This is a genomic window from Arthrobacter sp. Y3221048 (assembly GCF_059092685.1).
On the sequence record NZ_JBNHHX010000007.1, the window covers coordinates 1 to 10,464 of the forward strand.

Sequence of the window (10,464 nt, forward strand, 5' to 3'; positions counted from 1 at the left end):
CAGACTCCGTCAGTCCCGGACTCACACGCGGCATTCTAAGGACCTGGTGGCTTCCGCTCCACAGGGGAAACGCGCGTACGGCCGGACTAACAGAGTTTCAGAGAAACGCAGTTTCCCCCGCGTGTCAGCCGCGGGCGAGGAGTGGGCTGGCCTCAACTTCCCAACTCTGTTACTCCGTAATTACAGTGTTCTGTTGGCCCGGACTTACTCCCCAACTGCAGCCTGAGCTCATGAGGCGCAAAGCTGGCCGGGTCGCGGCATCTAGGTCACGGCCTACGACGCCAAACTCATAGACTCACAGACTCTGTTTAATGTGCAAAGGGGACATCTGCGTCCAGAGAGTGCCGGTGTGATGGACGGTCGGTTTAGAAAAGAGCTGGACAAATAGAACGAGCTGCCGGGCTTTTAGAAAGACAGACATTTGCAGGGTTGCGCAGTCCCTTATCGCTGGTTTCCTCGTGGTGCGGCATCAACCCTGCCTGAACGGGCCGGGGGAGCCGATATTGACGCTGGTGGGCAAGAAGCGGAAGCGGGCCGCGGTCACATGCTTCTCCAGCAGACTGACGGACTTCCAGAGTTACATACTCTCTCCGCACAGTTGTCACCGCTGGCTGCACCAAGGGCCCCGTGGTGAGTCCAGGTCCTTGGTGCACCCTCTTAACTCTGGGACTAACAGAGTTAAGAGGCTCTCCCGTAGACCACGTCCACTAGTGATTGGTCTTCTGGAGGTCCGTCGTCCCAGTATGGGTAGTCATCTGGCACCAACGCCAAAAGTGGCTCGCTGTAGAGGGTGCGTTTAGCCAGCCATTGGTGCCAAATTGCCCGTTCGGTGCGGTACCGCTTGAGTTGGGCTCCAATGGTTTCCAGGACGCCGAAGCGTTCAGCCAGTGCCCGGAGACTTGTCGCTTCTACGACCTCCCAGCCTTTGTGGGTGCGTTGGATCATGTTCCACGCCGCCAGGATTTCCAGTGCTTGAGTGGTGGCTCTGGGGGAGAGGCCGCTGGATCGCGCGATTTCGGCTGCTGTGGGGGTGATATCGCTTTGTTCGATGGTTTCGTAGACAAAGGCGCTGACAACGCCGAGTTCGCGGAAGACGGGTCGGAGTGCGTGCATTTTCCCTGGCTTCCAAGCTTTACGTTCGGCACTGTCTCTGAGCTCATCGGGGATGGTGAGCTCGTAGAGGTCCGCGTGCACACCGCGTCCTTCGTTTGCGAGCCGAATCAGGCGATGGCCTCCAGTGGCTAGGTCACGCAGTTGTCTGGCAACTGTGGTCTCGTGTGTGCCCGTTGCCAGTGCAAGAGACCTCACACCAAACTCGATGAAGCGGCTGCCGGCCTTGCTGGCTGCTTCGCCCATCGCCCGCAACAGCATTCGGGTTCCAAGCCCTGCCCTGGAACCGATCAGTGAACGTTCGTAGGTTGCTAGCGCATTGCGCCAGGTCAGCAGGTATTGGTATTCACCGGGGGACTTCGGTTGCGGCAGCAGGGTTAGTGCAGGGGGGTGTGTATTAGGCGGGCTTGTGTAGCTTTTATGCCGGTTGTTATTCCCTTCTGCGGGAGTCTCGTGTTTTTTGCGGAAGCTCTGGACGTAGGCGACGGCTTTTTGCCAGTCCCGGTGCAAGGCTTTGCTGCGGTGGGTGGAGGAGTAGCGGGAGTAGAAGGCGACCATGCCTGCCCAGATGTTTTGGTGCATCAGACGCTGAACATCTGTCAGGGACCAGCCGGCGGCGGCCGCCGACGCCAGAACGCCTTGGCGGGCTTCGGACGGGCTGGAGTACCGGCTGGTGTCGTAGTTGCCGCTTCGGGCAATGAACTCTTTGGCTTGGGGCAGTGCCCGGGGGCCGCCGGGGCGGGGGAGGGTTTCCGCGGGTTCCAGCAGCTCCAGGGGCTGGCTGCGGCGCTGCCTGACAGCGTCCAGCTCGTCGCGCAGGTCCTGGCGCAGGTGCTCCCAGGCCGGCCACTTGTTGCGCCTGGCCTTGGCGACGTCGTAGGCGGTGTTCAGGCTCATTGTGAGTCTCTGGTGACCACCTTTTTTCCAAACGCTGCCGGGAACGCGGATGGCTCCGGTGGCAGCGTTTTCGTGCGGGCCGGGGTCGATGCTGGTAAATCGCTTTGAGAGGGCTTGGACGAATTCCTTGGCGTCAGTGAACACCACGGCAAAAGCCAGAGGGATGTAAAGGTGGCGACCGCCGCTGGGGGACTGGTCTTCGATCCAGCGCACGTCGTTGGCCGTGAACCAGGTCCGCAGCCTGCGGTAGTCGTCGTCGACTTTGTTCTGGCCGCCGCGGCTGACGTCCAAGTCCAGGCAAAGGGTACGTACCATTCCGTCCCGGCCGCAGGTCCGCACGGCAGCCGGGAATGAGGGTAGGGCTTCGGTCAGGGCGCGTTCGCCGCTGTTCCGGTAGGTCTTGCCGCCGTCTTTAGACAGACGCATATACGGGCCGGAGGCTATCAGCGGTGCGAGGGCACGCCATTCTGCCGCTGCCTGGTCCCGGTCCGAGGAGACCACATTGGAGCCCTCTTTCGACACGCCGGGAGGCGTGGTCGTCGGGGCATCACCCATTGCAAATGCGCGTGCGTGTATGATGGACTCAATTCCATATGGAAGAGGGCATGAAAATACCCGGTTCTGTATGAAGCTCGCTGTTGAAGAATCTTGGCGGAGACGCAACAGTGAGCTTGGATAACTTGATAGGAAGGCCCGCTTCGTGCGGGCCTTCTTCGTTTAACTGGCCCGGCTGATAGGCAAAGCCTCCTGACCGTGCAGTGAATCTAGATCGATGGACATCAGGTGTTCGTGCATGACTCGGGCAACGTAATCGCTGACCGTGCTGCCTTCAGCCTCGGCGACGCTGCGGAGTTTGTCTGCGTCGGGTACCGGCATTCGGGCTCCAATAAGGTGACGTTCGCCTTTGCTGCGACGCCCACCGCGGCGGTTTCCTGAGATAGCCATGGAGCCATTCAAACGGTTACTGTAACCAATTGCTGTGAATTGGTTCGGCGTGTCGGGAAACACTTGGTTGATCCTCAAACCACTGCTCGAGCTGCCGCCGACGAACTCAGCTCGTCGAGTACGGTGTCCACTTGATAGAGCCAGGGCTTAGTCGAAGCTGGCCGGGGTGATTTGGATGCTGCAGCTGCACCTAGTGACGGAGTTTCGCGGGTAGTTGCAGCTGGCGGGGCGGGCTGCGCCGGTCGTGCTGGATCATGCTTGATTCCGGGCATGTTTCCTTCCTTGTGCTAAACATGGTCATTGGATTGCTCGGGGAATGGGCCTTCCACGGGCATGGATACCGTCCTATAAGAGTGTACTCACACATGCGTGAACCGTGTGTGAAAGTTCGTGTAGTGGAGATGTAGTGCGCAGAAGTAGGGATGGGTTCGCAGAGGTCGGCCTGCCACGTCAAACGCCACAGGCCACCGTTGAGCAGCTGCAACTTGCGGGTCAGGTATCTTTTGACCAGCTGCTTGCCGCAGTGGAAGCCGTGCATGGGAAACCTATTACTGTTCGGATAGTGCCAGAGTCCGCCATTCCTGGCCTTTCCGGACTTTGGCTCGAAACAGACGTCAAGTCCCACGTCCTGGTTCCTGAAGATCACTCGGACCTCCACCGAATGCACGTGATCTGCCATGAGTTTGGCCATATCCTGCTCGATCACGACGGGTGCGACGGGCTCGCCGCTTCCATGCCGTCGGTCTTCAGTCATGTGGGGCAGAGGAAAGGCATCAAACGGATGCTTGCCCGATCCCCGCAATGGAACGACATGGAAAAGGCCGCCGAGGAAGTCGCCTACCTGCTTTCTCGAATAGTGCTGGCCACGCCGGCTGCCCCGATCAGTGACTTCGAAAAGGTTTTTGGATGAGCCTGCTGCAGATACTGCCTGCTCTCATCCTCTGGAGTGTGGTGCTTACTCGGATCGTTGGGTTGAGGTTCGGCTGGAAGCCTGGGATTGTCACGGCGATGGTTCCCGTGGCGATTGGCACGACACTCAATATTGATCCGGTGTACCTGGCCGTTGACGCTGTACTTGGCGACCGAAATATTCTGAACTTGGTCGTCCACATTGTTTTGGGGCTTGGCATGACCGAGCTCAGTCGTCTGATCGTAGCCGCGACGGGAGCCTCAGACACCCGATGGCGCTTACTGGTACTGGCGGGAATCGCGTTCTCGATTGTTCAAGCAGGTCTGCTGCTTACCTCAGAAACACCAGGGTCAGCCACTAACTTCACCAACGCTTTCGCGGGTATTCCAACTATCGGTTGGTATCAGAGCCTGTTCTTCGTCTGGATCGGGATCATCTCCGGTTACACCGGAATCGAATGTCTTCGCCGGGACAGGACCGGCGAAACGGCGTCCTTTCGCGTCGGGTTCGATATCACCGCTGTGTCTTGCCTTATCGGCGTGCTGGCAGTTGGAGTCAAGCTGCTGCTGGTGGGGCAGGCAGCGTCTGGGGTCGAAAGTAACGTCTCGAATATTGTTTATGTGGGCTACCGGGCGTTGGTCGCGGTCACCTTGATTGGCTTCGCTGTGGGTTTCGCGCTTCCTGCCTACCAGCGCATCCGGTTGCAGTGGGCTGAACGCAGGCGGATCCGAAGTGCCCTTATGAGGCTTCGACCCATTGTGGGCCGGCTCGTTGAAACGGATGCGGGTCAACGAGCTAGGGAAGGAGCGGCCCTTAGCCTGCGTCCGCGGGCCACCCGCAACCAGCTATACCGATGGGTGATCTTCATTCACGATATACGGGTTCAAAATCCAGGGCTTCTGTCCGCCGACGAAATCGAGTTAGTAGACACCATTGAGGCAAGAATTGCACACCCAGGTCCGGTTGGCGCCGCCCAAGTCCAGATTGGCAGCTAGTTTCTCGAAGGTGTTCGCACCCGCAGTTGTCCTGCTGGTGGTTACCGCCCTGGCTGGAGTGAATGCCGGGCTCGGGTTCTTGGGTGTCGTTGCGCTTGCCGTCGGCATCATCGTCGTCCCCGGATTCACGTACAAGAAATATTCGCTGGTCTCCGAGAAGCTGGGTTTGCCTGCAACATGGCGGACAGGGGTGGTTACAATACTGACTGTTGTTGGGGTAATTGCTTGTGCTTTGCTGAATGTCCCGGCTCCGGTTTCGGCAACAGCTGTAGGACTCGTTGCAGGGAATGCGGGGTTGGCCTTGGCACGACGCTGGCTGAACGCCTCGGCCCACGTGTCAGTTATATCCTTCGCTGCTCTATGGGGGACGGCGGTATTCGGCCCTCCCCTCGGTTGGCTGTTGGTACTATCGCCAATGATGATGGTGAGTCGAACCGCTCTGAAGGAACACACGTGGGGTGAAGCCTTGGCCGGGGCCCTTATCGGAATAGCCACCTTCGGCTGTTTCGTCGGAGCTACAAATTGGAGCTGGATCACTTGAGCGATTTCGATCTGTCGCCAGAGCGGGCCGCTGGGATCCGCCGAGCAGAAACGCTCGCACGGAAGATCAATCTTCTGCTGGACGTGATCATGTCCGACAGCGGTAAGCCTTTTGACTACCCGGCCATCCGTGATGGGGCGCAGAAGGCCGGCTACTATCTTTCCCGGACCAGATGGTCACTGCTGAAGGCAGGCAAAGAGCAGGTGGTCCCGAACGAAGCACTGCGCGCGATAGCTTCTGTCTTTGACGTGGATCCTGAGTATCTCCTTCAGGAGGGCGGTAAATTGCCTGAACGAGTGGAAGCTGAACTGGAGCTGCTCCGCAGTATGAGGCGCGCGGAGGTGCGGAACTTCGCCGCCCGCGCCCTGGGACCGGTCGATCCCGAAGCACTGAAGGCGATTACCAAGATCTTGGACGAGGACACCTAAGGCAGCGTCCGGCAGGTACCTTTTTCACCGACGCAGGTAACACCACTGTTCCGTAACCAGCAGCAGCAGCACAGCTGAATTTCACGCATGTGTGACACATGCGTGATAGGGTCAATCCGATGCAACGGGATGCCTGCACACATCTAGTCGTCGATGATCGCACCATAGAGCGCACCTCATTCGCCCAACAGATACCTCATGTATGTGAGCCCATGCTCGCGCAGCTTGGCGAGGTCAATGGTGTAGCGGACACGCTGTCCGATACGTTCACCGACCTCCCCGTCAGCAGAGACGAGCCCTTCGGCTTCAAGGGTCTTGATATGGACGTAGACCTGTCGGTAATCGACGCCGATTCGTTTTGCGACATTGCCGGTGGTGTCACCACTCGATTGCTGAGCCAGGTCGCGGATAACCGCCGCCCTCAAGGTGTTCGCGTTGAAAACACTCAAAGCATTTCCAACCTCATGGGGCAGCCCGGAAATCGGCTTGTAGATGCGCGGCACTTCATAATTCTCGCCTACCTTTGCGAGCCATTGAACTTACATCATCATTAAAGTGATGCTAGTATCACTTTAAAAGTGATACTTGTCCAATCCTTTCTAATGCTCCGACGGGGGATCAACCTTTGCAATCGACAGGACTCCTTACCGGCGCCGTCGCTTCGGTGCCCGTGTTGTCACTAGGTTTGATCTTCGCGTTAGTGCTGCAGCCCGCCGGGTCGGAACCAGCCTCGGCAGTATGCGCACCGGCCGTTTCAGCCGCCTTCGACGGCAACGCAGCGGTTGAGGGGTACACGGCGGAGCAGCTGGAGAATGCTGCGGCCATCATCAACGCAGGCGACAGACTGGACCTGCCGGTCAAAGGGCAAATGATCAGCGTGATGGTTGCCCTGGGCGAGTCCGATCTTAGGGTCCTGGACCATGGCGATGGTCCAGGACCGGATTCCAGAGGCCTGTTTCAGCAGCGGGACAACGGGGCCTGGGGCTCGTACGAGGATCGCATGGACCCGGCTACTAGCACCACCAATTTCATCAGGGCTCTCCAAAAAGTGGACGGCTGGGAGCTGCTGGAGCCGACCATTGCCGGTAACAAGGTCCAGCGCAACGCTGACCCGTACCACTACCAGAAGTACTGGCCCGAGGCCGTGAAACTTGTCCAGGCACTCTCTGACGGCAAGTTCTCACTGGAAGGCAGCGACTGCGCCATCCCTGGGAATTCCGGTGCCGGGGATGACTACCCGTGGAAGGACTCTCCCACTTGGATGCAGGCCGGAGCGGGCGCAGCGGCCGCATCGCCCCTAGGCATGTTTTACCGCGAATGCGTGGACTTTGCCCTGTGGCGCGTGAACCAACAGATGGGGTCCAGCAGCGCACCGTTCAAGTTCCTCAACGCCACCTTCCGCCCGGACGGCCAGAAGTTGGGTTCTGCGCTGACGTGGAAGGCCGGCTGGGACGCCAAGGGCTGGCCCACCGGTTCCGTTCCTCGTGTCGGGGCGGTTGTCTGGTACGCGCCGGGGGTCGGGGGAGCGGACCCCACTTTCGGCCACGTCGCGGTGGTCAAAGCGGTCAAAGACAACGGCACCTACGTCGAAGAGGGATACAACGGCAACCCGCCCCCGGATGACCACAACTACTACACCCGGACCGTCAGCAGCGATGTCCCTTCAGCCTTCCTGTACCTGCCTACTCAAGAGGAGAGAACGTGAAAAAGTCTCTGGTCCTCATCGCGGCGGCCCTGCTCTGCGCCGCGTGCGCACCGGCAGCGAACACCACACCGGTCCCGGCGCCCAGCACGGCCGCCACAGCCTCAGCACCGGTCTCCCTGAGCGCGGGCAGCGGCCCGCAGGCTCCAGAAGGCACGGTGCCGGCCACCATCGGCATCAGCTGGGATCAGGCAAGCAAGGACGCCGCCGTAGACACCGCCCAGAAGGCCATGGCGGACTTCGCCCGCCCGGGCGTGGAGGAAAAGCAGTGGGTCAACGACCTGGCCCGCTGGCTCACGCCGCAGGCCACCGCCGATTACTCCGCCGTGGATCCCGCCAATGTCCCCGCCACTCGGGTCACTGGCCCCGCGACGCTGACGGTCGATGAGGCGAACGGCTACGGCGTTATGGCAGCCGTGCCGACTGATGCCGGGACCTACACCGTGCAGCTGCTCCGTACCGGCCCGGAGGCCGCGTGGAAGGTCAACCGGCTCACCCCGCCCACGTCCTAAGCGCCCGCACCTCACCAACCCCGTCAAATAAGGAATCAGGTTTCATGAGCACCACTCCAACAGAGGTCCTGGCCTTCCCGAACATCAAGGCCATCATCAGCGACAACGGCACAGCCGAGGTCATCGTCGCAGGAAACTCCCGCGTCGTCCCTGCAGGGGAGACGCTGCAGGACCTGCGCGACAACGCCCTGGCCCTTGTCATGGCCGAAGCCAGGACGCTGCAGCGCCCCGTCCGGGTCCGCATCGAAGATCCCGAAGGCCACGGCGAACTGATCGTCCACCCGGGCGGCAACGTCGAATCCGTCTCCTACGAGCCCCGGCCCGGCCGCCGCCGCACCGCCGCACCCGCCAACACGCCCGCTGCGGCCGCCGCCGAAGTCACCGACACCACTCCAGCGCCAACGCCTGCGGTGAAGCCTGAACCTGCCCAGCCGACGGTGGAACGCCAGCCGTGGCCGCGCCTTGCCGCCGAGACTGCATTGGCCGAGGACGTGGCTCCGGCCGCCGAGGCTCCGCAGCAGGCTGTTGCAACGGATGCGCCGGTGACCCGACGCAGTTTGAAGGAGACCTCCTTTCTAGTGAGCGCCCCGGTGCTGGAGCCGGCCACGCAGGGCTGGCGCGGGACCTTGACTCGCTTGGGCTTCCGGATGGACCCCTCAGAGGAGGAGCTGTCCGAGCGTGAGGATATCCGCACCGTAAGCCAGCACTGGCCCGGCCCGCGGACCATCGCCGTGGTCAACCGCAAGGGCGGGGCCAACAAGACGCCCACGGTTGTGATGCTCTCGGCGATCCTTGCCCGCTACAGCGGCGCCGCAACGGTGGCCTGGGACAACAACGAATCCCAGGGCACCCTGGGATGGCGGACCGAGAAAGGCGCCCACGACCGCAGCGTCCTGGACCTAATCGATTCCTCCACCGAACTCCTGTCCCCTTCCACGAACGCGGCCGAGATCGCCAAGTTCGTCCACCACCAGACCGCCGACAAGTTCGATGTGCTGCGCTCGGACGAAAACGAAGAAGGCGACCACGAAGTCACCGCAGAGGAAGTGGACATCGCCCACCAGGTCCTCACCCGGTACTACCGACTGGTCATCATGGACTCCGGCAACACCGCCAGGGCCGCCAACTGGCGGCGGATGATCGACCACACCAACCAGCTAGTCGTCCCCGTCACCGCCATCGAGGACCGTGCAGAAGCAGCCCGGCTGACCCTGCAGACCCTCGAATCCCGTGGTGGCCACGACGCCGAGCTGGCACGCAACGCCGTCGTGATCGTCTCCGAGTCCACCGACGCCAAGCGCAGCATGACCGGCGATGCCCTGAAGCGGGCGAAAGCCGAGGCGCAGCGGATCGCGGACGGCTTCGAGCCGTTCGTGCGCGCCGTCGTCCGTATCCCGTACGACCCCGCCCTGGTCAACGGGCCGATCCGTTACGAAGCGCTCCAGCCCGTGACCCAGCGGGCGTGGCTCGCGGCAGCGGCAGCTGTCGCCAAAGGCTTCTAGAACGATCCCTAGAACTTGAGAGTTGAGAGGAGGATCAATGCAACAGACCCTGAACCCCTGGGTTACACGCCCCACGGCTGATGAACCGGCTGAGGAAACCCGGGCTGCGGCTGTCCCGCCGGCGGCGGTCATCAGCACACCGCTGCGGGGCATGCTCGAGCCAGACGCGGCAGACCGGCTGGCGTCCCGCAGCATGGCCGGCACAGCCCGTCTCTGGGTTGTTGGTACCCATGGGGGAGCGGGTGAAAGCCGGATCGCTGACCTCATCGAATCTGCCCGTTCCACGGATCATTGCTGGCCTGTCCTCCCCAGCGGCGGCAGCCCGCAGGTGCTGCTGGTCTGCCGCGCAGACATGCGCGGCCTGACAACTGCCAGGAACGCACTCACCCAGTGGGCATCAGGCGCCGCCCCGCAGGTCGATCTGCTCGGCCTCGCCGTCCTTGCAGACGCCCCGGGAAAGACACCCAAAGCTCTTCGGGACTTCACCGCCCTCGTAGGCGGCGGAGCGCCACGATTCTGGACTCTGCCCTGGGTAGACGCCTGGCGGCACACGGACACCACAGCGCTGCCAGCCGTCCGCGAATACCAGCGCTTCATTACCGACGTGGCCGCCCTGGCCACGGCAACCAACCACTGAAAGGTCTCACCGTGAACACGCTCACTGCACTCTCAACCAGCGTTATTCCCAACCCCACCCCCGTCGTCCCGGCGCAGGCCGGCGGTCTGTTGACCATCCTGAACTGGGCCTCCGGCATCGGCCTGGTCCTGGGCGTCCTGGGCGTCATCATCGTCGGCATCGGCATGGTCATCCAGCTCCAGCGCGGTGAAGGCGCACAGGCCATCGGCAAGCTCGGCTGGGTCCTCATGGGCTGCATCATCATCACCGGAGCCGCGGGCATCGTCCGCGCCTTCGTCTAAGCCA

Annotated in this window: 11 protein-coding genes; 8 read left to right on the forward strand and 3 right to left on the reverse strand. The window is 61.6% G+C overall.

Annotated features, from left to right (window positions below; translation table 11 throughout):
- Positions 1-678 precede the first annotated feature (678 nt).
- Both AC5RVS_RS16985 and AC5RVS_RS16990 read right to left on the reverse strand, forming a co-directional pair.
- Positions 679-2,562, reverse strand: a complete 1,884-nt coding sequence (locus AC5RVS_RS16985; protein WP_494109002.1) for a MarR family transcriptional regulator — start codon at positions 2,560-2,562, stop codon at positions 679-681.
- A gap of 162 nt (positions 2,563-2,724) precedes the next feature.
- A complete protein-coding gene (locus tag AC5RVS_RS16990) occupies positions 2,725-3,015 on the reverse strand; it encodes a hypothetical protein (RefSeq protein WP_494109003.1) in 291 nt (96 codons plus the stop codon).
- 499 nt (positions 3,016-3,514) lie between these two features.
- Between AC5RVS_RS16990 and AC5RVS_RS16995 the strand changes: the two genes are divergently transcribed.
- From AC5RVS_RS16995 to AC5RVS_RS17005, 3 genes are all read left to right on the forward strand, one after another.
- Positions 3,515-3,862 (forward strand): hypothetical protein, encoded by a 348-nt coding sequence (locus AC5RVS_RS16995; protein WP_494109004.1) that lies wholly within the window; start codon positions 3,515-3,517, stop codon positions 3,860-3,862.
- The gene (locus tag AC5RVS_RS17000; protein ID WP_494109005.1) at positions 3,859-4,857 is read left to right on the forward strand and encodes a hypothetical protein; all 999 of its coding nucleotides are present in this window, start codon (positions 3,859-3,861) and stop codon (positions 4,855-4,857) included. Before AC5RVS_RS16995 ends, AC5RVS_RS17000 begins: the two co-directional genes overlap by 4 nt.
- 537 nt (positions 4,858-5,394) lie before the next feature.
- Positions 5,395-5,826, forward strand: a complete 432-nt coding sequence (locus tag AC5RVS_RS17005; protein WP_494109006.1) for a hypothetical protein — start codon at positions 5,395-5,397, stop codon at positions 5,824-5,826.
- A gap of 176 nt (positions 5,827-6,002) precedes the next feature.
- Here AC5RVS_RS17005 and AC5RVS_RS17010 read toward each other — a convergent pair whose 3' ends face one another.
- The gene (locus AC5RVS_RS17010; RefSeq protein WP_494109007.1) at positions 6,003-6,329 is read right to left on the reverse strand and encodes a helix-turn-helix domain-containing protein; all 327 of its coding nucleotides are present in this window, start codon (positions 6,327-6,329) and stop codon (positions 6,003-6,005) included.
- Between the two features lie 122 nt (positions 6,330-6,451).
- On the opposite strand from AC5RVS_RS17010, the gene AC5RVS_RS17015 reads away from it, so the two are divergent.
- The 5 genes from AC5RVS_RS17015 to AC5RVS_RS17035 are packed head-to-tail and all read left to right on the forward strand — an operon-like array spanning position 6,452 to position 10,460.
- On the forward strand, positions 6,452-7,531 hold the full coding sequence (locus tag AC5RVS_RS17015) for a CHAP domain-containing protein (RefSeq protein WP_494109008.1): 1,080 nt from the start codon (positions 6,452-6,454) through the stop codon (positions 7,529-7,531).
- Complete coding sequence (locus AC5RVS_RS17020; protein WP_494109009.1) at positions 7,528-8,040, forward strand: hypothetical protein; 513 nt, start codon at positions 7,528-7,530, stop codon at positions 8,038-8,040. The genes AC5RVS_RS17015 and AC5RVS_RS17020 overlap by 4 nt, the downstream gene beginning before the upstream one ends.
- Before the next feature lie 44 nt (positions 8,041-8,084).
- On the forward strand, positions 8,085-9,542 hold the full coding sequence (locus tag AC5RVS_RS17025) for a MinD/ParA family ATP-binding protein (RefSeq protein ID WP_494109010.1): 1,458 nt from the start codon (positions 8,085-8,087) through the stop codon (positions 9,540-9,542).
- 37 nt (positions 9,543-9,579) lie between these two features.
- Positions 9,580-10,179, forward strand: coding sequence for a DUF6668 family protein (locus AC5RVS_RS17030; RefSeq protein ID WP_494109011.1), 600 nt, complete (start codon positions 9,580-9,582; stop codon positions 10,177-10,179).
- Positions 10,180-10,190: 11 nt separating this feature from the next.
- The gene (locus AC5RVS_RS17035) at positions 10,191-10,460 is read left to right on the forward strand and encodes a hypothetical protein (protein ID WP_494109012.1); all 270 of its coding nucleotides are present in this window, start codon (positions 10,191-10,193) and stop codon (positions 10,458-10,460) included.
- Positions 10,461-10,464: the final 4 nt, after the last annotated feature.